Source organism: Kitasatospora sp. NPDC022785 (assembly GCF_055561295.1).
The window spans coordinates 71,778-96,075 of sequence record NZ_JBVHHB010000009.1; the positions used below are offsets into that span (position 1 = coordinate 71,778).

At 69.8% G+C, this 24,298-nt stretch carries 25 protein-coding genes and 2 pseudogenes; 15 read left to right on the forward strand and 12 right to left on the reverse strand.

Translation table 11 applies throughout. The features are described from left to right. Positions 1-151: 151 nt before the first annotated feature. Entirely contained in the window at positions 152-1,240 is a 1,089-nt protein-coding gene (locus ACZ3YO_RS16755; RefSeq protein WP_465569736.1) for a MerR family transcriptional regulator, read from the reverse strand. Positions 1,241-1,640: 400 nt separating this feature from the next. Between ACZ3YO_RS16755 and ACZ3YO_RS16760 the strand changes: the two genes are divergently transcribed. From ACZ3YO_RS16760 to ACZ3YO_RS16775, 4 genes are all read left to right on the forward strand, one after another. Beyond that, the gene (locus tag ACZ3YO_RS16760; RefSeq protein ID WP_465569738.1) at positions 1,641-1,901 is read left to right on the forward strand and encodes an aegerolysin family protein; all 261 of its coding nucleotides are present in this window, start codon (positions 1,641-1,643) and stop codon (positions 1,899-1,901) included. A 292-nt stretch (positions 1,902-2,193) separates the two neighbouring features. After that, positions 2,194-2,490, forward strand: a complete 297-nt coding sequence (locus ACZ3YO_RS16765; RefSeq protein WP_396320323.1) for a hypothetical protein — start codon at positions 2,194-2,196, stop codon at positions 2,488-2,490. A gap of 218 nt (positions 2,491-2,708) precedes the next feature. Further along, a complete protein-coding gene (locus tag ACZ3YO_RS16770) occupies positions 2,709-3,122 on the forward strand; it encodes a fibronectin type III domain-containing protein (RefSeq protein ID WP_465569741.1) in 414 nt (137 codons plus the stop codon). Between the two features lie 268 nt (positions 3,123-3,390). Continuing rightward, on the forward strand, positions 3,391-3,918 hold the full coding sequence (locus ACZ3YO_RS16775; RefSeq protein ID WP_465569743.1) for a SixA phosphatase family protein: 528 nt from the start codon (positions 3,391-3,393) through the stop codon (positions 3,916-3,918). Between the two features lie 159 nt (positions 3,919-4,077). On the opposite strand, the gene ACZ3YO_RS16780 is transcribed toward ACZ3YO_RS16775, so the two are convergent. Next, positions 4,078-4,599, reverse strand: coding sequence for an HAD domain-containing protein (locus tag ACZ3YO_RS16780; protein WP_465569744.1), 522 nt, complete (start codon positions 4,597-4,599; stop codon positions 4,078-4,080). Between the two features lie 624 nt (positions 4,600-5,223). Between ACZ3YO_RS16780 and ACZ3YO_RS16785 the strand changes: the two genes are divergently transcribed. Further along, a complete protein-coding gene (locus ACZ3YO_RS16785) occupies positions 5,224-5,700 on the forward strand; it encodes a hypothetical protein (RefSeq protein WP_465569746.1) in 477 nt (158 codons plus the stop codon). Positions 5,701-5,957: 257 nt separating this feature from the next. Here the strand turns inward: ACZ3YO_RS16785 and ACZ3YO_RS16790 are convergent, their stop codons facing one another. Both ACZ3YO_RS16790 and ACZ3YO_RS16795 read right to left on the reverse strand, forming a co-directional pair. Then, positions 5,958-6,659, reverse strand: coding sequence for a 2-phosphosulfolactate phosphatase (locus tag ACZ3YO_RS16790; RefSeq protein ID WP_465569747.1), 702 nt, complete (start codon positions 6,657-6,659; stop codon positions 5,958-5,960). A gap of 71 nt (positions 6,660-6,730) precedes the next feature. Then, complete coding sequence (locus tag ACZ3YO_RS16795; protein ID WP_465569749.1) at positions 6,731-7,786, reverse strand: winged helix-turn-helix domain-containing protein; 1,056 nt, start codon at positions 7,784-7,786, stop codon at positions 6,731-6,733. Between the two features lie 172 nt (positions 7,787-7,958). On the opposite strand from ACZ3YO_RS16795, the pseudogene ACZ3YO_RS16800 reads away from it, so the two are divergent. Further along, positions 7,959-8,204: pseudogene (locus ACZ3YO_RS16800) on the forward strand (RICIN domain-containing protein); the annotation flags it as partial. Between the two features lie 136 nt (positions 8,205-8,340). Continuing rightward, positions 8,341-8,481, forward strand: coding sequence for a hypothetical protein (locus ACZ3YO_RS16805; protein WP_465569751.1), 141 nt, complete (start codon positions 8,341-8,343; stop codon positions 8,479-8,481). A gap of 596 nt (positions 8,482-9,077) precedes the next feature. Here ACZ3YO_RS16805 and ACZ3YO_RS16810 read toward each other — a convergent pair. The 3 genes from ACZ3YO_RS16810 to ACZ3YO_RS16820 form a co-directional block, all read right to left on the reverse strand. Further along, positions 9,078-9,851, reverse strand: a complete 774-nt coding sequence (locus ACZ3YO_RS16810; protein ID WP_465569752.1) for a hypothetical protein — start codon at positions 9,849-9,851, stop codon at positions 9,078-9,080. A gap of 406 nt (positions 9,852-10,257) precedes the next feature. Continuing rightward, entirely contained in the window at positions 10,258-10,878 is a 621-nt protein-coding gene (locus tag ACZ3YO_RS16815) for an L-threonylcarbamoyladenylate synthase (protein WP_465569754.1), read from the reverse strand. 444 nt (positions 10,879-11,322) lie between these two features. Next, positions 11,323-12,096 (reverse strand): class I SAM-dependent methyltransferase, encoded by a 774-nt coding sequence (locus ACZ3YO_RS16820; protein WP_465569755.1) that lies wholly within the window; start codon positions 12,094-12,096, stop codon positions 11,323-11,325. Between the two features lie 128 nt (positions 12,097-12,224). Between ACZ3YO_RS16820 and ACZ3YO_RS16825 the strand changes: the two genes are divergently transcribed. Then, positions 12,225-12,920 carry an alpha/beta fold hydrolase gene (locus ACZ3YO_RS16825; RefSeq protein WP_465569757.1) on the forward strand — a complete coding sequence of 232 codons (696 nt, stop codon included), beginning with the start codon at positions 12,225-12,227 and terminating at the stop codon, positions 12,918-12,920. A gap of 235 nt (positions 12,921-13,155) precedes the next feature. On the opposite strand, the gene ACZ3YO_RS16830 is transcribed toward ACZ3YO_RS16825, so the two are convergent. Continuing rightward, positions 13,156-13,953, reverse strand: a complete 798-nt coding sequence (locus ACZ3YO_RS16830; protein WP_465569758.1) for a hypothetical protein — start codon at positions 13,951-13,953, stop codon at positions 13,156-13,158. Positions 13,954-14,804: 851 nt separating this feature from the next. Then, positions 14,805-15,479, reverse strand: a complete 675-nt coding sequence (locus tag ACZ3YO_RS16835) for a hypothetical protein (protein WP_465569760.1) — start codon at positions 15,477-15,479, stop codon at positions 14,805-14,807. 654 nt (positions 15,480-16,133) lie between these two features. Here ACZ3YO_RS16835 and ACZ3YO_RS16840 point away from each other — a divergent pair. Then, on the forward strand, positions 16,134-16,703 hold the full coding sequence (locus ACZ3YO_RS16840) for a hypothetical protein (RefSeq protein WP_465569761.1): 570 nt from the start codon (positions 16,134-16,136) through the stop codon (positions 16,701-16,703). 257 nt (positions 16,704-16,960) lie between these two features. On the opposite strand, the pseudogene ACZ3YO_RS16845 reads toward ACZ3YO_RS16840, so the two are convergent. After that, positions 16,961-17,159: pseudogene (locus ACZ3YO_RS16845) on the reverse strand (transposase); the annotation flags it as partial. Between the two features lie 32 nt (positions 17,160-17,191). Beyond that, positions 17,192-17,605, reverse strand: coding sequence for a hypothetical protein (locus ACZ3YO_RS16850; protein WP_465569762.1), 414 nt, complete (start codon positions 17,603-17,605; stop codon positions 17,192-17,194). A gap of 73 nt (positions 17,606-17,678) precedes the next feature. On the opposite strand from ACZ3YO_RS16850, the gene ACZ3YO_RS16855 reads away from it, so the two are divergent. From ACZ3YO_RS16855 to ACZ3YO_RS16865, 3 genes are all read left to right on the forward strand, one after another. Next, complete coding sequence (locus ACZ3YO_RS16855) at positions 17,679-18,182, forward strand: GNAT family N-acetyltransferase (protein WP_465569764.1); 504 nt, start codon at positions 17,679-17,681, stop codon at positions 18,180-18,182. 268 nt (positions 18,183-18,450) lie between these two features. Further along, a complete protein-coding gene (locus ACZ3YO_RS16860) occupies positions 18,451-18,771 on the forward strand; it encodes a transposase (protein ID WP_465569765.1) in 321 nt (106 codons plus the stop codon). Between the two features lie 129 nt (positions 18,772-18,900). Continuing rightward, positions 18,901-19,173, forward strand: a complete 273-nt coding sequence (locus ACZ3YO_RS16865; RefSeq protein WP_465569767.1) for a hypothetical protein — start codon at positions 18,901-18,903, stop codon at positions 19,171-19,173. A 66-nt stretch (positions 19,174-19,239) separates the two neighbouring features. On the opposite strand, the gene ACZ3YO_RS16870 is transcribed toward ACZ3YO_RS16865, so the two are convergent. Beyond that, the gene (locus ACZ3YO_RS16870) at positions 19,240-21,054 is read right to left on the reverse strand and encodes an IS481 family transposase (RefSeq protein ID WP_465569769.1); all 1,815 of its coding nucleotides are present in this window, start codon (positions 21,052-21,054) and stop codon (positions 19,240-19,242) included. 136 nt (positions 21,055-21,190) lie between these two features. On the opposite strand from ACZ3YO_RS16870, the gene ACZ3YO_RS16875 reads away from it, so the two are divergent. From ACZ3YO_RS16875 to ACZ3YO_RS16885, 3 genes are all read left to right on the forward strand, one after another. Continuing rightward, positions 21,191-21,880, forward strand: a complete 690-nt coding sequence (locus ACZ3YO_RS16875) for a hypothetical protein (RefSeq protein ID WP_465569771.1) — start codon at positions 21,191-21,193, stop codon at positions 21,878-21,880. A gap of 147 nt (positions 21,881-22,027) precedes the next feature. Then, entirely contained in the window at positions 22,028-23,536 is a 1,509-nt protein-coding gene (locus tag ACZ3YO_RS16880; protein ID WP_465570124.1) for an ISL3 family transposase, read from the forward strand. 69 nt (positions 23,537-23,605) lie between these two features. Beyond that, the gene (locus ACZ3YO_RS16885) at positions 23,606-24,130 is read left to right on the forward strand and encodes a DUF6584 family protein (protein WP_465569772.1); all 525 of its coding nucleotides are present in this window, start codon (positions 23,606-23,608) and stop codon (positions 24,128-24,130) included. Positions 24,131-24,298 lie beyond the last annotated feature (168 nt).

Here is a 24,298-nt window from a genome sequence, read left to right on the forward strand (position 1 = left end):
GGTGGGCCGATGGGCTGGACCGACCGGTCCGTGCTCGACCTGTACAGCGGGAAACGCCAGGTCGAGTCTGCCACCGAGGGCAAGTGACGCCACGGCGACGTCTACCGATTCCGGCGGGTCAACTCCTTTCGGTGTTCTCGCGCACGATGGTTCAGGCCACGAGAAGGCGCAGGCCGAGCTCCGCCGTGTCGAGGGCGACGAGGTCGCGGTTGTGCTCGGCCCAGCGGCCGGAGGAGAGGTCGTCGCGGAGCATGTTCACCGCCCGCTGCTCGGCCTGCGGTCCGACCCTGGTCCAGACGGATACCGCGCGGCGCACGTGTTCGTCCAGGTAGGCCTCGGGGCGGCGCCAGTGGGCCTCGAAGAAGCCGTCGGCGCAGTCCCATGGGATGAGCACCGGCTCCGCGCGGCCCCCGATCGCGCGGGTCATGTCGGCCAGTGAAGGCCAGCCGACGAGAAGGTCGGCGAATTCGGGCAGGTAGTCGCGTGTGAGCCAGAACCGCTGGAGCCAGCCGGTCGTGCTGGCGTCGTATGTGAACACCACCACGCGCCGGGCCACCCGCTTGAGCTCGCGCAACCCGGCGATCGGGTCCGGCCAGTGGTGCACGGTGCTGACCGCCATCGCGGCGTCGAAGGACTGGTCGGCGAACGGCAGGCGCTCCGCACTGGCGGCAATGCACGGCGCCGCGCCCGCAGGACGCTGCGCCCGCATGACCGCCGATGGTTCCACCGCCGTGACCTGGCGGTCCGGGGGTTCGTAGGAGCCGGTGCCGGCCCCGACGTTCAGGACCGTCCGGGCGTCCCCGAGCGCATCCCAGATCCTCGCGGCGATCCGCGGCTCGGTGCGCCGCGTCGCAGGGTACGCGGACCCGATGGCTTCGTACAGCTGCGCGCCGAACACTTTGAGTTGTTCCTCCGGTGTGGTCCTGATCCCCATGGCCCGTGCCGTCAGTTCTCTGTCTATGGCCGTCACCGTCGCGGCGGCGCGGTCGCGCTGTTCCACCAGCAGGCCGCGAAGCCGGTGCAGGTGCGCGACCGCGTCGGTGTTCGGGTCGTCAACCAGATCCGCGACCTCGCGCAATCCGAAGCCCAGCCGCCGGTAGGCGAGCACCTCCCGCAGCCGCTCCACGTCGTCGGGCGAGTAGGCCCGGTACCCGGACGCGGTTCGCGCGGACGGGTGCACGAGGCCGATCTCGTCGTAGTGATGCAGTGTGCGGACGCTCACGCCCGCCAGCTCGGCCACGCGTCCCACGGTCAGGTGCTCTTCCACGCCACCGACAATGCAGCATCACGCCACGTGAGGGTCAAGCACCTCCCTTCTGGTACCGCGCGTGGCTGACCATGACCAGGCTCCGCATCCGCGACGATGCCCGCCCTGAGCTGGCCCACCTGGCGCGGACAGCGGCAGGCCGGCGCCCGCCGTTGCCACTACCAACGTGGGCCGCACACAATCGAGGGGCGGTCGCGAGCAGACCGCCCCTAATCGGGCATCAGCCCACTACGCTCACCACGACGCAGCCTCTGAACAGGCACAACGTCGAAGTCCTGCTGGCGTACTAGGCCCCGGTGTCCTAGCTCAGACACCAGCCGCAAAGCGAGCGGCATCCACGGCCAGCGGCAACCGCCTCCTGCACGGATGCTGGATGGACAACCGGACTCCGCAGAGCTGGGTCAACTCCCGTGGCGCGGTGATGTTCGCCAGCGAGTCGTGCGGCTTCATGACCGGTACGGAGGGGGAGGTCACCTACAACATCAATGAAGGCGGGCAGGTTCACCTGACCTGGAACAACCCCTACTCCGGTGCCAACTCCTACACCTGCGCGGTGCCGAGCGGCTACTCCTGCGTCTACAGCGGCGGCTCGGGCAACAACGCCCAGGTCACCTTCACCTTCACCAAGGACTGATGCGCAGCCGGCCGGCGCGGACCCGGGCGAGGCCCCGCACCGGCCGGGTGCGTGGCCGGCTGCTGCACCGGATGGCGGCCCTGAGCGTCGCCTGCCCGAACACCTGCGGTGCCGGAGCACCGAAGCTGCTGGTTCTTTCACCCCCGCCTCCACCGCGCTCGCTCCGTCGGGGACGGGTCGGCCCGGCGGTCCTGCCGTCGGCGTGGTGCGTGCGGCATTCGGCTCACTCGGTGGGCGGTTTCCCCCTGGGGGACGTGGACTGTGGGAAGTCGAATCGAGGAGGTGTCGCCCGATGGCGATCATCATCGTGCACGAGACGCCGGGTGGGACCCGGGAGCAGTACGAGCAGGTCACGAACAGGCTGAGCGGCGGCAAGGGTGCTCTGAGGTCACGGGGTGACTGGCCCGCGCCGGGGCTGCTGTCCCACGTGGCCGGCCCGACCGCCGACGGGTGGCTCGTCGTCGACGCCTGGGAGTCGGAGGAGGCGTTCCAGCGGTTCGCCGAGCACCTCATGCCCGTGCTCAGGGAAGTCGGGATGGCCGAGGTGCCACCGAAGATCTATCCCGCCGTCAACGTCGTCACCGACTAGCCCTCCAGCCTCGCCTGGGGCCGGGAACCGCCCGGCGTCAGTGGGGGAGCCTCACCGCGACGTCGTCGTCGGGGCAGTCGTCCGCGAGGGCGGTGCGGGCCCGGTGCTCTCGGGCGTCAACGGTGAGGTTCTCCAGCGGGGCGGACACCTGACGATCCGGTCCACGGATCGAGACCCCCCTTCGCACGGCGCCCGTTCCCTCCGATGCGGGGTCGTCGTTGCACCTGAGCTTCGGCAACGATCCTTCGCGCGCGATGACGGTGTCCTGGGCGACCGCGGCGTCGGTGAGCCGCCCCCGGCTGCGCCTGGGCGCCGCGAAGGCCGGCTTGGGGCGGGTCGAGGCGGCGGAGACCCGCACGTATGCCGACGGCCTGAAACAGGAGAAGGCCACCTGGTCGGCGGTCCGCGACCCCGACACCGCCTTCCCCTACGGCGTCGCGGTCTTCGACGTCGACCCGGGGTCCTTGATCGGCGGCCGCACCACGATCACCGTCAGCTACTACCACACGCCCGCGGCCACGACGGCGAACCCGGTCCCGACCCCCGTGCTGTTCGACCGCTTCATCCTCCACCGCCTGCGGCGTGACGCCCGGCCCGCTTCTCACGGAGACCTGGCTACCGCACGTCGCTGACGAGACGCGGACGGTTCGACGAGGGCGTCCCGCCCGCCGGCCACCTCCCGGCGGGACGCCCACAGCGACGCCGCCGCGATGCCCGCCGCGGGCCCGGCTGGGTGGCAGTGTGTGGCGCCGGGTCGCTGGTGCGCCGATCGGCGCGTTGCGAGCGCCGCCATGCTGCCGGGCGAGCGTGGCCGGAGCGCACTGCAGGCCCTGGTGGTGCTGCGCGGGCGGGCCGGTGCAGCCGATGCGCTTTCCCGGCCCGGCTGACAGGCTGGGCGGTATGAGGATGGAAGACTCCCGACGTCTGATGGTGCTGCGGCACGCCAAGTCAGCTTGGCCCGACGACGTGGCCGACCGCGATCGGCCGCTGGGCGTACGGGGGCTGCGCGACGCCCCGGTGGCCGGCCGGTGGCTGCAGGCGGCCGGGTGCCTGCCGGACGCCGTCGTGTGCTCACCGGCCCGCCGCACCCGCCAGACCTGGGAACTGGTCGCGGGTGAACTGAGCACCGCACCGGCGGTGACCTACGACGAGCGCCTGTACGGCGCGAGTGTCTCCGTCCTGCTCGCCGTGGTGCACGAGGTGCCGGACCACGTCCGCTCGCTGCTGCTGGTCGGTCACTTCCCCGGGGTGCAGGAGCTGCCGCTGGCCCTGGCCGGAGACGCACTCGGCGACGCGCGCGAGCGGATGGCGGCGAAGTTCCCGACCGCCGGGCTCGCACTGCTGACGCTGAGCGGACCGTGGGCGCAGGCCGACGCAGGCTCCGCCGTGCTGACCGACTTCGTCGTCCCCCGTGGGCAGAAGCCCTGACGGGCGTTCCCTCCCACGCGGCCACGCCGCATCCAGCACAGCGGAACGGGCGTCAGAACGTGCGGCAGAACGTGCGTCAGAACGGCGGCCGGGCGGGAGCCTCAACGGCCCCCGGGCGGCCTCTGCCCGTTGCTCAGCCTCCCGTTTCCTCAGCCGCGTTCAGACCGGCTGTCGCAGCCACGCGTCGAGAGCCGCGTAGTCGCCATCGGTCAGACCACGGCGGGGATCGACGCGATGGAGCATGGCGCGTCCCGGGTGGTGGGCGGCAACCCAGGCCCGATCGGTGTCGGTGACCTCGTCGTCGACCCAGGCGAACGGGCGCCCCGCCGCCCATTCGACGAGGGCGCGCGTCTTCCAGTGCAGTCCGTTCCGCTCGTCCTGGTCGTCGATGTCGGACGGCTCCGGCCAGAGCACCACCGCCAGCTGCGGCAGACCGATGCGGGGAGCGATCCACTCGTTCGCGTCAGCCATCCATGTCGTGGCCCAGACCACCTCGCACGGGAGCGCGGCCAGCCGGAGCCCGTGCGCGGGATCGATCCTGCTCAGGAGCGGATTCGCGTCGGCGCCAAGCGGTTCAGGGCCTGCGTCATAGGTCGGATACTGCTGGGACGCCGCGCCGAACGGGATGAGGGGTCCGTCGACGTCGAGGAACAGCAGTGGACGCTGCACCGAACCGGTCACGGGATCACGATAGCGCGGCTCCCACCAGGGACCGCCTCGACGACGAGAGCCCCGCCACCGACCGTTGCCGCCCGTGGGCCCGTACGGAGCCTGGGCGTGCGGCCGGGGGAGGGTGGGCGAGGTGCCCATCCACCGGGTCTGGTCGAGGCCGAGCGGGCGCAGGATGCGCTCCTCGATCGCCGGGAGAGTGCCACAGGCCGGGACGGACGCCGGGCGGCGTCTGCGCTTTTCGGATACGTGGCCGCCACGCGAAATTCACGGGCAGGGGTCTACTCGCATAGACATCGTCGGTCCATCCTGGTGTCGTACCGCTCCCGCACGGTTCCCCCCACTCACACCAATACCCCGGCCGCCCTGCGAACACGATCGGGGCCGGGCGGGTCATGCGTTTCCCCCGCGCCGAAGCACTGCCGCGACACCGCATCACCGCACTGCCGCACTGCCGCACTGCCGCACTGCCGCACTGCCGCACTGCCACATGGCACTGTGCACGACCCCTGTGTGGTCGGCCCCCGCCCGCCCCGCGCTCGACTGCCCGCCCGGCAGGCCGAGGCCGGGCGCGTCCGGCCGACCACGAGCGGGGGTGCCCTAGTCCGAGGTCAACCACCTTCACCGGGAGAGCAGATGAAGCCCCGCACCGCAGCCGCCGTCGTCGCCCTGGCCCTGGCCGGGCTCGCCCTCTCGGCGCCCACGGCCGGCGCCAGTGGTACCAAGCTGTCGCAGTCGACGGCCGCCAGCCAGTTCAGGAGTGCCGGCATCACCTGGAGCTCGAGCGGTGGCTGCACCACCCGATCCAACTCCACCTGCACCTCGTTCGAGCAGATCAACTCCGGCACGGTGAGCACGATCATCACCCTCAAGCAGTCCAGCGGCTGCGCCATCAACATCACGGGCGGCACCGAGGTGGGCCACGCCTCCGGAACCTACAGCCACTACAACGGGTACAAGGTCGACATCTCCCGCAATTCCTGCATCGACGGCTACATCCAGAACAGCTTCACCTACATCGGCCTCCGGGGTGACGGCTACCCGCAGTGGAAGGCCGCCTCGGGCAATCTGTACTGCAACGAGGGCAGCCACTGGGACATCCTCGTCTACTGACGCCGGCCTCGGGAGGCGGGCGCCGGGACGGGGCCCCGGTCCGGAGGAACGTCACGGCGGCGAGCCGGTGTCATGGCGGGGAGGTATCCATGCGGACCCCCGTCGGCACCGGCCCGCCGAGCCCCTGCCGCGTCCGTACTGCACTTCGTGCCGCGTCCCACGGCACCGCCACCGTGGTGTGCAGGCGGGCGGTGACGCACCTTCGGGGCGAACACGGCTCCGTTCCTCGCACGGTGGGGGGCGCGCCTCACCGGCGATCAGATCGGGGCGTCGTCGGTCAACGAGGGAACGGCGTACGGACGCAGGACCATGAGCGAGCCTTCCAGGGTCGCCACCATGGCAAAGGGGAACCGGTCGAGCTCAAGACAGAGCGCGACGTCGTCGGGATGGACTCCTTGACGCACTCCCTCCTCCAGTTCGGCGGCGGCGCGCGACTCGGCAGCGCGGCGGAGGAACTCGGCAGCGTCCGTCCCGGCCCCGGTGGCCCTCCGGGCGATGTATTGAGCACACGCCAGATCTTCGTCGGCCTGCCCGTCCTCGCCAGTGACCACGAACGTGACACTGTCGCTCCTGCGCGTCCGCAAGAGCTGAGCCGTCGCCTCCGCCACCACGAAGCCGGCGCACAGCACCAGCGGCGCCTCCTTGACCGCGAGGGCGCCGACCGTTCCTGCCGTGGTCTTCTGCACAACGGTCCGTCCGCCGAGGTCGATGGACCGCAGCAGGCCCGGCGAGTTGACGGCGTCGAACCCAGGTGCGGGCGGACCGTCCTTGAGTGCCACCCAGTCCGGGTGGCGGGCCTTGAGCGCCAGGGCTTCTTCCAGCGACGCGGCGAGAACGATCTCTTCCGCCCCCTGGGCGAGCGCCCAGGCGGCCACGGTGAAAGCACGCATGACGTCGACGACGACCGCCACGGACGGGACTTCGACCAGCTCGGCGATACCAAGGAAACGAGCGTCCATGCCGATCATGATCGCGCATGCCCGGCCCGAGGCGCCCGGAGGGTGATGCGCCTCACATCGGCGGATGTCCCTCAGCCTCCGAGCCGTGGTCGTGGTCCCACGGGCGCCGCCTGCGGCGGTACGGTGTGGGGCGCGTTGAGCAGGACGGCGGCCGCGGTCGTGGGGTAGTGCAGTACCCGGCTGCGCTCGCGGCGGCTGGTGATGAGTCCGGCATCGCGCAGGCTGGTGGCGTGCTCGGAGGCCGAGGCCAGCGAGACGGAGACCCGGTTGGCCACCTCGGAGGTGCTCAGCCCGGGCGCGGCGGTGACGGCATGCAGGACTGCGGACCGGGTGGCGCCCAGCACCGTTCCCAGCGCCTTTGCCGCATGCTGTTGCCGGCCGTCCGATGCGGGCCGGGCGAGGGGGTTGGCCACGGCATCGAACGCGAGCGGGTAGATCAGTACCGGCCGATCGTCGCGGTCGCCGACCAGAAGCCGCGGCCACGGTCCGCCGAACACTACGGGAGCCACCGTCATGCCACGCCCGGCCAGGTGGATGTCCTGGCCGAATGGGGAGGGCACCGTCAGTACGGGTGACTGCCAGCGCAAGGCCGGGTGGAGGCCGGAGAGCAGCGCACCGACGCCGTGTCTGCGCAATGTCGTCACCCGCCGGGCGAGGTCGGCGTCGACAGCGGTCTGCATGCGGCGGACGTGAGGCGCGATCGCCAGGTCGTGGTACGCGGCCAGAGCGCGAGTGACCGCGTTCATCGCGTCCGGGTCGCCGTCGGCAAGCCCGCGCACCCACCCGGGTAACGAGTGTGCGGACGCGAGCCGGATCAGATCTGCCGTCAGCTGCCGCCGCGGAACGGCACGGATGGCCTCCAGCACGTCGCGCACGCTTCCGTTGTCCCTGGTGGACGTGAGGAAGTCCGGGATCCAACCGTGCGTGGGTACCAGGTCCAGCAACGGTCCGACCTTCGCCGGCAGGTTCCCGCGCAGACTCCGGCGCCAGTCGTCGAACCGTAGCCGCTGATCGTTGCGACGCAGCGCCTGCACGCTCAGCACCGCCTCGCCCAGCTGCGGCAGTTGGCTGATGAGCGTCACGCTGCACAGGTCGTCCGCCGTGAAATGAACGCGCAGCACGTCCACCCTCCCGCAAGTAGCCGGGTTCTGCCTTTCGGAGGCAGGGTCACCGTCGTGCCGTCCGCGACCGTACAAGGCTACCGGAGAGCTTCGGCGCAGGCCGAAATAGCGTGCGGCCCGGCGCCGTTGGCGCCCAGCATGGAGATGCACAGCCGAACCGGCCGTCACGGCCAAGTGCGCCGACATCCCTGACCTGGGCGCCGGCAGGATCAACGGCCCCGTCAACGAGTACACCTGCAACGGAACCTCGGGCGACAACCAGCAGTTCTGGCTGCTGCCCCGAGCCAACGGGGGCTCCTGGGTCGTCAACCTCAAGAGCGGCCTGTGCCTGGACGTCGACGGCGTGCGGACCGGCGGCAACGACGCCCGCCTCACGCTGTACTACTGCAGCGACAACGACGACCACTCCTGGAAGCTGATCTGAAGCCTCCGAGCCCCGCGGCCCCGAACGGAGCCGTCCACCTGACCGCCGAAGCGACCCGGGGCCCTCGGACCCGCAGGTGAGGCAGGCCCGGCCACCCGCGCCGCCCCCGCTGGGGGCTCTCCAGGAACGCGAACCGGTGCCGACCGCGAACACCGCGGCCGGCACCGTCCCGTCCTGGCGACACCGGCCGACCGGGCACACCCCGGGCGACTGCCCGCAGCGCTACGCCCACGGACTCGCCAACCCGTCGAACGTCCCCAGCCGGCGGCGCAACTGATCCCATCGGGTGATTCGAATGGTCAGCCGAAGGTCAGGCGGTTGCCCCATGCGCGGCTCCATCCACCGCGCCGCACGGCCCGTCCAGAGTGGGTGAACGTGCGGCCGACACCGATGCCCCGGTCGTCCCCTTCGTTCCGGATATCGGGGTCGGCAAGGCAGCGGAGGCCGTCGAGCGGGAGCACCGTGAAGGCGTCACTCAGGGCGTCAGCGTAGTGCTGGACCTCGACCCAGCTTCACACACGAACGGGAGACTCCGCGTCAAGTCGTTCAGCTGGCATGTTCTCCCCTTCAACGCTCGGGGGACCGGTGTGCAGGCAGGTCGTGTGTGTGGGTAGAGCAATGCGCTTGCCCGGCGGGCCGGTGCCGGCCCGCCGTACGGGCCCGCAATCCCGGCTGCCCGGAGAATCCGGCGACCCAGCACGCCAGGGCGGCGCGGAGCAGCAGCTCCGTAGCGGACGAAGGCAGGAGATTCTTCGGCGCCAGCCAGTGGGCGACCGTCATTTGAGGCTGTGTGAACCGAAAGATTTCCCGCCGGACGCCGGACGACGGACGCCGGTGCAGATGATCCGAAGGAAGCGCCCTGGCAGTGCTCGGTCACATGTGGGCGCTGATCTCGCCGCCGGCGGTGAGCACCATGTAGACGCCGTTGGCGACGCCTCCGACGTCCTGCTGGTTCGACTCCAGCGTGCCGTTCACGGCGTTGTCGATGCCGAGGATCTGCGCGCGGTACCGGAGCTCGCCGATCTTCGTGACCTTGGCCGTCCAGCCGCCCGCGAGCTTGAACGTGCCCGGCCCCTGGTGCCCGCCGCCCATCCAGGAGTGGACCTGGCCGTCCAGCGAGAGCACGACGAACATGTCGTTGGCGTCCAGTCCGGCGTCGGATCCGTTCGTCTCCAGCGTGGCGAGGACGTCACCGCTGTGGACGATCTTGGCGACGTAGTGCTGGGCCCCGACTTCCTGGACCTCGGCCGTGCTGGCGTCCACCAGGGGCTGGGTGTGGACCGGGGACTTCGCCTTGGCCGAGGTGGCCGGTGCCGTGGCCCGGGGCGGGGCGGGCGAAGCGGGCGGGGCAGCCGGTGCGGTGGCGGCGGGCGCGGCGGGCGCGGCGGGCGCGTTGGCAGGAGCGGCGCTGCCCTGTGCGGCAGGAGAGACGGGCGTGGTGGGCGCGGCGGGTGTGGCGGCGGTCGGTGCGGCGGTGCCCTGCGAGGCGGGCGTGGTGGGTGTGGCGGCTGAGGTGGCCGCGGTGGTGCCGTTCGCGTCGGACGCGGAGCTGCAGGCTGTCGCGGCGGGGACGATCAGAGCGGCTGCCAGGACGGTGCGGGCCAGCGTGCGGACGGTGGTCGCGCGACGGGTCGTCGATGGGAACATGCGGGTTCTCCTGAGCGAGGTACGGGTGAGGTCTCGCACATTGCCCGTCTCCTCTCGTGCAGGAACCGCGAGGCAATGCGGCGGCGTGCACGATCGAACCTAGTGCGAACAATCGACGGAATAGAGCCTTCCGCGTCACCGGACTGCAACGCCCCGGACAGTACGGTGCCGATCACAGCGGCAGCGCCTCCGCCCACTTGAGTGACCGTCAGCCACACGAGGCGACGCTGCGACGCCGGCTGGACACCTCCGCGCGGTCCGCCGGCCGGCCCGCGGCAGACGCCTGGCGGTGGCCCTGCTCCAGCTGAGTGGAGTAGTCGGGGCTGACCGAGGCCGGCAAGGCCACTTCCCCCCGGCGCAGGCCCTCGGCCCTGGGCCTGTCGCCGGCCGAACCGTGAGGGTGTCGTCACTCGAAGCGCGTGGGGTCGCCGGCCCCGCGTCGGACGATCTCGGCTGCGCCGCCGGAGAAGTCGACGACCGTCGTCGGGTCCGTACCGCAGTCACCGGAATCGACCACGGCGTCTAGCACGTGGTCGAGCCGCTCCTTGATCTCCCACCCCTGGGTCATCGGCTCGTCCTCGCCGGGGAGGAGCAGGGTGCTGGAGACGAGGGGCTCACCGAGTTCGGCGAGCAGGGCCCGCGTGACGACGTGGTCGGGGATCCTGACCCCCACCGTCTTCTTCTTCGGGTGCATCAGACGGCGCGGGACCTCCTTGGTGGCGGGGAGGATGAAGGTGTAGCTGCCCGGCGTCGCCGCCTTGACGGCGCGGAAGACGGCGTTGTCGATGTGGACGAACTGCCCCAGCTGGGCGAAGTTCTCGCACATCAGGGTGAAGTGGTGGCGGTCGTCGAGACGCCGGATCGACCGGATACGTTCGAGGCCCTCGTGGTTGCCCATACGGCAGCCCAGGGCGAAACAGGAGTCGGTCGGGTATGCGATGAGGGCCCCGGACCGGAGGCTGTCGGCCACGGTGCCGATGGTGCGGGCCTGGGGGGTCTGCGGGTGCACGTCGAAGTACTTCGCCATTGGTCGACTCTACGTGATCCACCCGGCACACCGGGGTCGGCCCGCGGCGGAAGCCGACCACTCTCCCCAGTGGGTGCCGCTCGCCGCTCCGCACATCCCGAGGCCCGCCCAGCCGGCCGGTAACCTCGGCCGGCCATCCGCACGGGCACGGTCCTCCGGCACCCGGAACCACCTTCACCTTCCAGCCTGTCAACGACCGGCCCTTCGGATCGCCTTCGACAGGCACATCCGATACGGAAATGCTGTTCTCCCACCTATGGAACGGCGCCCACTCGGGGGCTGGGCCCTCCTGGCCGCCGCCTCGTGAACAACCACTGCTTCCGGCGGGACGCCGGGGTGATGGTCCGTTCGCCACGAGCTTCACCTTCAACCCGGAGGGACGGCGGCATCGATCGGGACAAGCAGAGTGATCCCCGGGCCGTTCCAGCTCGTGAGCCGATCACGCTAGGCGATCCCGGAACGCTGGTCAGAGCCGTCTGCCGCGTCCGCTGACAACGGGCGCTGGGCCAAGAATACGAACTCACCTCCCGGCCGGTCGGGCGCATCGCGAACTTCCCCGATCACGAAGCCGTGCGCGACCAGGTCCCGCTCGACCTCCTCCCGGCCTCGGAAACGCAGGGTCGAGTCCGACGTCAGCACCTGTCCGTCTGCCGCGAACCCGTAGGTCCAGCGGAACGTCACCAGGGGCGGGCTCACCTCGAGCAGTTGGACCCAGCTCTTTACGGAGCCGACGCCCGGGATCTCCGTCACGCGGTAGGAGTTCTCGCGGGTCCACTCCTTCCAGGCGTGTCCGGCCGGATCGCGGGTCTCGAAGACCAGATGCCCGCCAGGCCGTAGTGCTTCGTAGGCTCCCCTTAGCGTCCCCTGCCACGCTTGCGGATCAACGATCGCCTGGGCAACGTTCGCTGTCATCGTCGTGAGGTCGACCTGCAGCGGCGGGAGGCCTGTCGCATCGCCGTGGATCCAGCGCGCTCGCTCACTGCCCGGCTTGGCCCTGGCGACCTCGATGGAGGCCAGTGCGGGATCCACCCCGACGACCTCGATCCCGCGGTCGGCCAGCAGAAGTGCGAACACCCCTGTGCCGCAGCCGATGTCCAGCACTCGGCGTGCCCCGAACTCCTCTGCGATCCGGAGGTATGCATCAAGATCGCTGCGGTCGGCGTCGAGGGGATCGTAGATCGCGGCGAGCCGCGGACACGCGAAGCAGTCGTCGGCCATGCGGGCGAACGTATGTGGAGCCGGGACCGGACGGCTACTGAGTTTCCGTGTGGCGGCGGTCGGTTGGGGAAGAGCGGGCCGAGGGTGCATAGTCGGCAGGGGCAGTCGAGGCCGATGTGGAGGTGGCGATGCGAGTCGTGTTCGTGCACGGGGCGTGCGTGCGGGACGGGTCGTGGTGGTGGCACCGCACCGCCGAGCTGCTGCGGGAGCGGGGGGTGTCGAGCGTGGCCCCGGCGCTGCCGAGCTGCGGCGAGGCGGGCCTGCCCGGCGGGGTCGCCGGCCCGGGGCTGCCCGAGGATGTTGCCGCCGTGCGGCAGGTGCTGCAGGCCGGCGACGAACCGACCGTCGTGGTCGCCCACAGCTACGGCGGGGTCGTCACCGCGGAGGCCGCTGCGGGAGTCGGGTCGGTGCGCCACCTGCTGCTGATCTCCAGCTACCTGCCCGAGGTCGGGCAGAGCCTGTCGGAGTTCGGGGACGGCAGCCCCGCCTCGTTCCTCGACGTCGACCCCGACGCCCGCACGTTCGGGGTCCGCCCCGAGCTGCTCGTGGACACGTTCTTGCAGGACTGCGACCCCGAGGTCCAGGCGCAGGCGGCGGACCACCTCGCCCGGCAGAGCGTGCAGGTGACCGTGCAGCCGGTCGGGGCGGCCGCATGGCAGCAGTTGCCCTCGACGTACCTCGTCTGCGCTCAGGACCGGGGCACCCCGCCGCGGCTGCAGCGCGAGTTCGCCCGCCGGGCCGGCAGCGTCGTCGAGCTCGACGCCGGCCACCACCCGTTCCTGTCCCAGCCTGCAGCGGTCCGGGATCTGCTGCTGAGCCTGTGACGGCAGCCGCGGACGAGCCGGGGCGGTGAACCGAGGGCCGGAAGGCCGTCGTGCGTGCCGCGGAAGACCTGCTGCCGACACCGTGGCCGGTCCGCCGTCGCCACCCGCCCCGTCCGCCGTCGCCACCCGCCCCGTCCGCCGTCGCCACCCGCCACGTCCGCCGTCGCCACCCGCCCCGCGGCGGAGGCGGAGGAGGTGGTGGAGAGCGCTGCGCGTCCCGGTGTGTGAACCCTTGCTACGACGAGTCAGCGCGGCCGGCGAACTCCTCGGGGGTGGACCGGCCAAGGACAGCGATGGGTGACGGAGCCTGTCGCGCAGGACCACGGGACGTCGGTCGGGCACGCCGGACGAGTCGGTTCCACCAGGGCTCTTGGAGTGGGAGTTGTGGAGCTCCCGTCGTGATCGGGACGAACCGGCTCTCGATCGGGATGTCCCACTCGATCAGCGCGGCCGGGAACCAGGTGACCGGCTTGGTGTCACCGAGGGTGTTGGCCCAGGCGGCCACGCGTTCCGCGGCGTCCCGGGAGGGGAGCAGGCCGCGCTCGTCGGTGATCACGCCCATGGAGCGAACGGCGTCCTGGTGCAGGTCGTTGCAGAGCCAGGTGTGCAGCAGGCCGTAGTCGTAGCCGAGCACCTCCCAACCGATCTCGCGCCCACCCTCAGCCAGCTGCGGGATGGGTGTGCGGTCGCCACGGCCGTCCTTTTCCCCGACCCGGCCGTCGAGGTGGGTGAGCAGCACCGGCTCGTACGTCGCGGCCGCGCGGATGTCCGCGACGAAGCCGGCGGTGTGGTCGGCCGGTACCAGCATGGCGTACACATACGCTTCTTCGAGTCCTCGGAGGGGCGCGCACGCCTCCAGGGCCTCCCGGGCGGTGTCGAACCAGCAGCCGTCCTTCGGGAGCCGGTCGATCAGGCAGTCGGATGCCGTGGTCAGCCGCTCCGTGCCGGGTATTGCCCCGGGGCCGGTCATCCGCGCGGGGACCGCCACGAAGTAGCCGGCGAGCAGCGGCTCCGCGGTGCCCGGTGCGGGCACCGGCGCCGCGGCGGCCGACCCCGCCGCCTGGCGTGGCAGCGGCCGCCTGTCCGGCCGTACCGCTCCGGGGCCGCTCCAGCAGGGGCATCGACTCGCCGGCGCGGCCCGGACGCCGCTCGGCGAGCCAGAAGAGGTAGCCGCGCAGGTACTCCTCCAGCCCGTGGTCGAGGTAGGCCGCGTAGTCGCGCAGGCCCTGGGCGGCGTCCCGGAAATGCACGCGGTACTCGCCGCGGACGCGCGACCAGCGGTCGGATACCCCGAAGGCCCACTCGCGCACCCGCCCGCGCTCCTGCCACCACTCGCGCACCGCGGGGACGCTCCAGTGCGCGTCACCGTCCATCGCGAAGCCGCCGTGGCCGAACAAGCAGCCGCTCAGCAGGTCGAAGGTCTGGGAGGGGCCGACCGGCTGGCGGTACACGAACTCCATGCCGGCCAGCGGCCCGTGCTCGTCGTCGTAGGCGATGTGGAACGGCGCGTCGTGGCGGCCCATCTGCATACTGTCGGTCTGGGCGCCATAGAACGGGCCCGGGACATTGCGCCAGTTCCGCTCCTCCCAGAGCCCGCCGAACTGGTCCAGGTACGGATGCTCGATGAGCAGCCGCCGGGCGGTGGGCAGCGGGTCCCAGTAGTCGCCGAGGCCGTCGTGATTCCCGTTGTCCACAGGTCGGGTCCATTTCGAGGTGCCGGTCGCAGGCTGCCAGTGATAGCAGAAGCCCAGTTCACCCGGTGCACGGCCCCCGGAGCTCGCCTCCGGGGCGGCGGTACGGCCGTCGAGCCGTCCTGCGCTTCATCTCCTCTCGGGTGTGCCTGGGTGACACGCTCGGGCACCTCCTGGCGGTCCTCCGAGGGGGTCAGGACGTGCCGGTGGCCGAGAGGGCGCCCGCGGCGAACTTGTACGTCTGTGCGGCGGCTTCGTCGATCGGTACGTGCTTGCCGTCCGGCGGGAAGAGGTCGACGACGCCGATCGCTCCGTAGTTCGCCCAGAAGCAGGTCGTCATGGGGAAGGTGTCGCTGACGTTCTGCTGACACTTGACCACCAACTCCTTGGTGGTGAAGGTCTTCGGCTGGCCGACCGGGTTCCGGCCGTAGCCCTTCTCCAGGTCCATGGTGTGGGAGAAGACCTCGTTCAGTGAGGCGGCGGGGTCCGTGACTTTCTCGTACAAGGTCGTTCGGGTGGTGAGGTTCGGCACGGTCGCCCGCATCCCGCCCTTGCCGAGGGTGATGCGCGTCGCGCCGAAGCAGGAGACCTTGTCCTCCCCGGAGTCCTGCTTCACCTGCGGCAGGTCGTCGTCACCGGCGATCAGCATGTCCAGGTCGCTGCCGAAGTGGAAGCCTCCGCTGCCCTTGTCGCAGGTCATGCCGTCCAGTGCAGGCACGCCGATTGCCCTGTACCGTGCTCCGGTGTCGGCAGCGAGCTTAGCCGCCTTCGGCAGAGCGTCCTTCTTGTCGCCGCCGTCGGATCCGCAGCCTGTGGCGAGCACGCCGACAGCTGTGGCGGCGGCCAGAATCCCCCGCTTGTTCTTCATTGCCGATCTCCCCTGATCAGTGATCACCAAGGGATCCTACGGCCCGGGGGGACACCCGGGATGTCACTCCGTCTGCCGGCTCTACCGCACCAGTCCCGGCATCTGACCAGGTGCCAGCTTGATCTTCAACGTCGCGCGGCGAGATGGGCTTGGAGCGTGGGTTCGCGTTTGAACGGTTCTTGCCGACGTCGTGGCGGGGTGCCGGCATGCGGGTTTTCGAACCCGGTGGCCGTCCGGGGCCGGGACGGGAGGTTCGGCACTCTGGTTGGGGTGAGGACCTTCGCGCGGATGTCGCGAAACCCGCGGCGGCCTCGAGCTGGATTCAACTTCGTTGTGGGCAGGGAACGTTCCCAGGGGCGGCGCAGTCTGCGGCCAGCGGGCGGGCCAGGCGGAAGCTGGGTGTGGGCGACGATGACCAGCCAGGTCCACAGTGACCCGTCTCAGCGAAGTTTGACGAGTCTCACCGAGGTTTGACCGGCGCCAGCGACGTCGTTGGTCGTGATCTGTGGCGGAATCTGTATGGGGGTCTTGCGGCTTGGCCTGTCATCAGGGACCTTGCGGTGACGACGTGAGCGCCAGGCTGCCTCGGCGCTTCACGTACACCGAGTCCTACGGGGGGATGCAGTGCACGACGGGGTACAAACGCTCCTGACCATGACAGTGGCCGTCGCTGGGTTATGGCTGGCCCACAACTACCGGCGCCAGCTCAAGGGCAAGCTGACCGAACGGATGCTGGTCGCCTACTCAGAGCTCTGGGCACTGTCCGCAGTGTCCGACCTCAATCGGGAACCGCCGATGACCGACGAGGAGAGCCGCCAACTCGCTGCGGAGATGATGACCTGGTACTACGCAAACGGTAGCGGCATGTTGATGTCGCCCAAGACGCGTGCTCTCTTCTTCGTCGTGCGCAGCAACTTGGTGGCACCCACCCAGCACCTCCGGCCTGTATCTCTACGAACCACTCCCGCAGGAATCACCGGGCCAACCGCCGCTCTGAGGCTCACCTGTGTGCGGGCTCGACAAGTATCCATCCTGCGGACACGACTGAAGACGGACATGGCCGTCTACTTCGGCGCAGGTCACCTGCGCAAGCTTCGCCGGGATGAGTGGGAGCTGCTACGCCTTTGCGGCATTGCCAGGAATCCGCTGGCACGGATACGTGCCAGCAGGTGGCTAGCGAAGCGGCTAGAGCGGACTCCTTGCTACTGCGGACAGTGTGGTTGAACCCACCGGAGGTCAACACGGCGGCCCGCTGCCGCTCGGCTAGGGCGGGCCGCTTCACCCATTTCGATGAAGTTTGACCGTTCTCAACAAAGTTTGGCCACGTACCTTCTACGCTCTGGGCCCGGTTTCGGATTGGCCCTAAGGAAACGGGTGGCTGGACTTACGCTCGCGTACGGCGACGAGGCGTTGTCGGCGTTCGACCTGGCCTTCCGTCGTGGCGACGAGCTCCACCGTGCTCGTCTCGGCGGGTGCTGGGATGTGCGGTTCGAGGAGCCGCCACTGACAGCCCGTCCGGTTCTGGTAGAGCAGCGCGTTCACCACCTCGCGCAGGTCGCACGAGCCGGGGTCCCCGGTCGCCGAGCGGGACACCCGCTCCTGCTCCCAGGCGGTGACGAGCGGCTGGATCAAGGCCCATTGCCCGTCGGACAAGTCCGTTGAGTACGGCATCCGTTCCATGCACCAACACCAACATGCACACGACACGCGAGTCAGCCTGAACGACTCCGTACCCACGAACGGGCGACACCAGACCATCCAGAAACGGACTTAACGTCCTCTGAACGGGCGGTCAAACTTCGATGAGACAAACCCTTGGCGGTCAAACTTCGATGAGACACGTCAAAACTAACTTGAGACGGGTCACGCAGGTCGGCGGTGTCCGGTGCGCGGAAGTGCGGCGCTGTCCAGCCGAGGGTGCCCTTGAGCAGGCGAAACGTGTGCTCAAGGTCGCATCTGCGCAGGAAGGTGCGCCATATCCGGTCCAGGTGTGTGGTGTCGATGCCGGCGGCCGAGGACCACAGCCACAGCGGCTTCGCCTCGCGTTCGCCGGTTGCCATACCGATCACGGAGTCTGTCGATCGAACGGGAGTCTCGATCGGGTGATCGCGGGCTTTGCCCGGCATGAGAGCAGAGCCTGGCGGCATGCGGGGAAAATCCAGGGGAGCGGATGGCCGCGCGCTGCTACGGTCGGGTGCCATGAGCTGGCTTCCCGATGACTTCGTCCACCCCGTCCTGGTACCGCTGCCGGGCGGTGGTCATCACCTACGGCCGATCCGGGAGGTGGACACCCCGCTCGACTATCCGGCTGTGATGGGTTCGCGCGAGCGGCTGTGGACCATTTTCGGCCCGGCCTGGGGCTGGCCCGCGGCCACCATGACCTACGAGGCCGACCAGGCCGACCTTTTGCGGCACGAGAAGGAGATCGCCGCGCACCAGTCCTTCAACTACGCGCTGTTCGACGCGGCGGAGACAGTTCTGCTCGGCTGTGTCTACATCGACCCGCCGGAGAGGGCCGGCGCGGACGGGGAGATCGCCTGGTGGGTGGTGGACGAGCTGGTGGGCAGCAAGGTCGAGCAGGCCCTCGACGCGCTGGTGCCGCAGTGGATCGCCGCCGACTGGCCGTTCGAGCAGCCGCGCTTCCTCGGCCGTGAGATCTCCTGGTCGGACTGGCTCGCCCTGCCGCAGCATCCCGGCACGTAAGTGGTTGTCACCCGTACCGATCTCGAAGGCTGCCGGTCGAACGGGAGTCTCGATCGGGTGACTGCGGCGATTTCCGCGCGTGGAAGCAGGGCCTCCTGGTAACTCGGGGTGCGATCCCATTCCGAGTCCCGGAGGCCCTGTTGTCTTTGTTGTACGTGCCCGGGCACGTTGACTTCAACTCGCCCGCCGTGTCGTGCGATCGCCTCGCGCATGTGTACGGCAACGCGGCCGACCATCCGGACCGGGTGCGCCGGTATCCGGGTCGGACATGACGGACGCGGAGTGGGCGGCCGACGGCGGCTACACCGGCGGCCTTGTCGGCTGGTGCCGGGACAAGTTCGCTCTGACCCTGGAGGTCGTCAAGCGCACCGACGACATGGCAGGGTTCGTGGTGCTGCCGAGGCGGTGGGTGGCAGAGCGCACGTTCGCGTGGCTGATGCATTCACGCCGCCTGGCCCGGGACTACGAGACCCTGCCCGCCACCAGCGAAGCGATGATCCGGTGGTCGATGGTCACGCGGATGAGCCTGCGTCTGCCGCGGCCTCGGGTCACCGATGTCAGCGGACACGGCAGACTCCCCGCTGTGTGAGGTCCCAGGTGATCTTGGACAGTTCGGCACTGGGACATCGTTGACGGTCCCAGGACATGGTTGTCCGGGTCTCACCGAGGTCAAGGTGGTGCTGGCAACACACGGCTCGGCTCAGGCTAGATTCTCCGGGTGACCGACATCGATCCGCTGGTTCCTGTCCTTGCCGGACTCCTCGTTGACAACCTCTGGTTCCTTGATAGCTGTGATGAGGACGAGGTGGATTCCGACTCTGCGGTGAGGGTGCTGGAGAGCGCCGCCTCGGTGCTCAAGGGCCTGTCGCCCGAGCAGCTCGACCGGCTCCTGTTGGTGATCGGGAATCTGGCCGAAGCCGAGACCGATCCCGGTCGGCGTGAGTTCTTGGAGGCGTTCCCCTCCGCCTGCGGACTGATCGAGGAGGCTTGAGCCGTAGGTCTTGCCTGCTCTTCATGACTGGGCCGCGGTCGATCTTCGATGCGCGCCTTACCGAGCTCAGTGACCGTCAGTCCGTTGCTCGGGCAGGGGACGGAAGCGGGAGATCGGACCGGTGGTCCTGCGGGGGTGAACCGACAGCTCGACGTCTCCGTCAAGGACGCGGAAGACAGTGTCCTCGATGACGATGGTGACGGTCTTGCCGGCGTGGGAGGCCCCAACACGCAGACGCTGGTTGGCGACCATGGTGACACCGTCCTTCGGAACCTTCCTGACCGCTTGCTGCGGCCCGGGTGGCGGTGGAGGCAGCTGGGCCGCAGTTACGCGGGCGCCGACGATGGAGGACCGCTTGGCCTCGTCGATCGGGCAGGCCAGGGTCTTCACGAGGTAGCCGCCCGCGATCACGTGGAGGACTCGGCCTTCGAAGCGCAGGGTGATCTGCTGGCCCGCCAAGTGGGCAGCCAGCAGGATCCGCTGCCCGGCGAGCTGGATGTCTCCGTCCCGGTTGACGGTTCGGTCCACCTCGATGGCCTGCCGGGGCCCGGCCTGGGCGGCGGAGGGTAGGCCGGGTTCGGCGCCGGCGATGCGGGCGCCGCGCATGACGAGCTTGCGCAGATCGGCCGGAGTCATCCGGGACGAGCGGGTGCGGATGAGCTCGCCGCCCAGCAGGACGTGGATGCTTCGGCAGTCCGCCCAGACGGTGACGGTCCTGCCGCCGAGTGCCGGGGTGAACTTGACCTGCTGGTTGTTGATCAGGACCAGGCGGCCGATCGCGGAGATGGTGGCCTCCCACTCCACCGAGCGGATCTCCTCGTCGGAGACGGGCGTCTGCGGCGAGGGCAGTTCCGCTGTCAGACGGAGTGGGACCAGTCCGAGCTCGGCAAGCGGGGACTCATCGCTCTGCGGAGGGGCGGGCAGCGCGATGTGGCTGCCGGGCGGCCCAGGGCGAAAGGCGGCAGCCGGCACGGCCATGTCCAGAGCCTGGTGCGGGCGGTCGTGGTTGTAGGCGTGAACCCAGGCGTCGATCCCGGCCTGGGCAGCGGTCTGGTCGGCGAACGGTCCGACATGGTCGAGGAGCTCGCGTCGCAGACTCTTGTGGAACCGCTCGATCTTCCCGGTGGTGGTGGGCGATCGGGGCTTGGTCAGGCGGGCGGCCACGCCGTTCTCGCGGCAGATCCGCTCGAAGAGCACCTCGGCGGGAAACGGCTTGGTGAAGCGGCCGGTGAACTGCTTGCCGTTGTCTGTGAGGACCTCCGAGGGAACTCCGTAGACGCTCATCGCCTCGGCGAACGCGGTGGCAACCGCCCGGCCTGTGGGCTGGGCCACCACCTTGGCGATCACGATGAACCGGGAGTGGTCGTCGATTCCTGTCACCAGCTTGCACTCGCGGCCGCCAGCCAGGAAGACACCGCCCATGATGTCCAGCTGCCACAGCTGCATCGGGGCGTCGCGCTGCCAGCGGCGGTAGACGCGCCGGTGGTTCTGCTCCTGGTGCCGGACCAGGCCGTTGCGGACCAGAATCCGGTGGACGGTGTTGCGTCCCGGGACCGTGGTTCCGCCGCGGCGCTCAAGCTCGTGGACGATACGCCGAGCTCCCCAGCGCGGGTGGGCCAGCCGCAGCTCGCAGATGGCCGCCTCCACGTCCCCGGCGATCTGGGTCGGTGAGGTGTGCGGGCGGCGGGAACGGTCAGCCAGGGCTTCCAGCCCGCCCTCGTCGTAGCGGGAGATCCACGAGTACACCGACTGCCGGGATGCCCCCGCCTGCCGGGCCACCTGCGCTACAGGGTCGCCGTTCTTGACCTGCAGTACGGCCCGATATCGATGCTCGGTCAGCCACCTGCGATCGCTGACGTCGTCCTGGCCCTTCTCGCCCATGCCCGGTCCAACGATGATCTCGCGTCAAGGATGTGCCCGGACCGTCCAGCATCTCACCGGACTACCGTGCCCAACATCTCCTGGGACTTCACAGCGCGAGTTCCGTGAAAGATCTTGGACCTGGTGTAATCCCGGGGTGAACGAGTACCGGAAACCGGGATGGCTCGGTGTGGTGGCAGGGATGAGCGGACAGATGGCGGCAGCAGAGAGCCGGGATGCCATGGCCTGCCGGACGCGGGTGAACTGGGAGCTGACGCCCCTGGATGGCGTTGGGCCGTTGCGGTTTGGCATGCCGGTCACCGAGGTCGGCGAAGCACTGTCGGGCATGAGCGAGCTGCACCGGTTCCACGCCGGACCGTCGGAACCGGACACCCTGGGCGTGGCGTTCGGCACGAAGCCTGCAGAGCCTGCTGTGTACGGTTACTTCATCAGCGGGCAGCTGTTCTGTGTCGCGGTCGACGCGGCCTTCGGACCCCAGGTCACACTCTGGGGAAGGGAGTTGACGGCCTGCGTCCCGGCGGATCTGGAGCGGTTCCTTCTGCACGCTTCCGAGTGCGGGGTGCTCGGTGTGTCCTACGGTCCGCGAGGCAATCCAGGAGCCGCCGGCATCGGCCTGGTCCTGCGGGTGCAGGAGGTCGCGGGCCATGCAGTGACCCGGCCGGTGATGGTGGGCCGAGGCTGGGAAGAGCGGTGCCCCGACGACTGGGAAGGGCCGATACCGGAATGCGAATGGATTGGCCGGCAGTGGTTCTACCCGGGTTACGCACAGAACTGGCCGCCGGCAGGCCGGCTGCCAGCCTGGGGTGACTGGCAGCGTCCCTTCTAGGTTGAGTGTCAACGGACACGGCGGTGGCCGACCGCTCGGGTACAAGTTCCGTGAAAGCCGCCCGCGGGTCTTCCCGGTTAGCGATCATGGCGGGTGTCTGCCTCTGAGCTCTTGGCCGTGCTCTGTCCCCAGTTCGCTCTGCTGCAGGTGGACTTGGTCCGATCGGTCGGCCGGTCCGTACGAGTTCATGCCCGAGGTCGGATGCCGAAGGCGGAGTGTCCGGGCTGTGGCGGCTGGTCCGAGCGTGTGCACAGCGGCTACGAGCGGCGGGTCGGCGATACGGCGGTCTGCGGGCGGGAGCTGGTGCTGCACCTGCGGGTCCGCCGGTTCTTCTGCGACACCGCCGAGTGTGAGAAGCGGACCTTCGCCGAGCAAATACCGGGCCTGACGTTCCGCCATGGCCGCTGCACCCTGCCACTGCGGAAGGTCCGCGAGGCTGTCGCGCTCGCGCTGGGCGGGAGGGCTGGGGCCCGGCTGGCCGAGCACCTGGCGGTCGGGATCGGCCGCGACGCCCTGATCCGCCTGATCCGCGCGCTGCCGGACCCGCCCGCCGGGCGGGTGCGCGTGCTCGGCGTGGACGACTTCGCCCTGCGCAAGGGTCACCACTACGGCACGGTCCTGATCGACATCGAGAGCCGCCGTCCCGTCGATGTTCTGCCCGAGCGGTCCGCCGACGCCCTCGCCGCCTGGCTCACCGAGCACCCCGGCGTCGAGGTGATCTGCCGCGACCGGGCCCGCTACTACGCCGAGGGCGCCAACCGTGGCGCTGGAACGGCCACGCAGGTCGCGGACCGGTTCCACCTCTGGCAGAACCTCGGCGAAGCGGCCGAGCGGCTGGTTGCCCGCCTGCGCCCGCAGTGGGTGGCGCCCACGCCGGAGAAGGAGAAGGTGGTGCTGCCCGAGGGACGGCTCGCCCAGCGGGCCCGCGAGCGGCACGCCGCTGTCCACGCCCTGATGGACAGGGGCATGGGGCACGGCCAGATCGTCGCCGAACTGGGCCTGGACTGCAAGACGGTCCGCAAGCTCATGCGGGCCGCCACCCCCGAGGAGCTGATCGGCGTGGGGCCCACCGGCGGTCGGCAGACCAGCCTGGACGGCCACACCGCTTATCTGATCGCCCGGTTCAACGAGGGCTGCACCAGTGCCGACCGCCTCCACCGCGAACTCGCCGAACGCGGACTGACCGTCAGCGAGCGCACCGTGCGCCGCTTCGTGCACCAGCTGCGTGAGAACGCCAAGCCTGCCAGCCGCCCGCCGGTCCCCACGGTCCGTGAGGTGACCAGGCTGATCCTCACCCACCCCGACAACCGCCCCGAGGCCGGCCGCGTCCTGCTAAAGGAACTCCTGGGCCGCTGCCGAGAGTTGGACGAGGCATGTGACCTCATCGGCCGGTTCGCCTCGATCCTCGTCAACCGCCGTGGCCAGGAGGACCTCGAACAGTGGACCGCGGACGCCGAGGCCAGCAGCCTCCCCGAACTGCGCGGATTCGCCACCGGCCTGCGCAAAGACTGGGACGCCGTCATGGCCGGCCTCACACTCCACTGGAACTCCGGCCCGGTCGAGGGACACGTCAACCGCATCAAGATGATCAAGAGACAGATGTTCGGCCGCGCGAAGCTCGATCTCCTCCGCAAGCGCGTTCTCCTCGCATCCTGAAGATCACCGGGCACGAGCGGACTGGTATACCCCTTTGACCAGGAGTTCTTCGTCCGTCACGATGCTCCGGTGACACTTGAGACCACCCTCGTCAGGGTCGACGCGGACCTTCGCGCCGGCCGGATACCCGTCGCTCGTCAACGCCTGCGCGGCCTGGTGTCCTCCTACCCTGCGGACCTCACGGTCAGGCAGCGGCTGGCCGAGGTCTATCGGCTGTACGGCGAGCCGGCCGAGGCAGGTCGCTGGGCCTATCTCGACACGGACCGGGATCCAGCCGAGACGGCGGCCTTCGAGGCCCGTCACCCTGATCCACTCGACCGGATGGTGGCCCTCGCCTGGCGGGGTCCCGAACAGTCAGCACCGACAGAGACCGCCCGCACCCGGCTGGCCGAGCTCCGTGAGGCGGCCACTGCACAGGCAGGCCACCCAATCCTCTGGCACCGCGCGCCCTACCACGCCAAGAATCGTGACCACCCCGCCGAACACACGGATCAGGACGACTCGCTGTTCTGCGTCGGTTTTGCCTTTGCCGGTCTCGCACTCCTGAGCTTCACGGCCCTCGGCATCATCACCTTCATTCGCTGGTGGCTCTGACCCTTCGCCGCTGGCGCCGTTGTCACCGGAGAGCTTTCACGGAACTCGCGCCAGAGCCAACTCCTACTGTCCCTTGACACACCGACCGGCACTGAATGCCCCCGACGCCTCCAGGAGGAGCCACCCGCGCTCCGCCAGGCGCCGGGCTTTCGACCGCAGCCCCTCGCG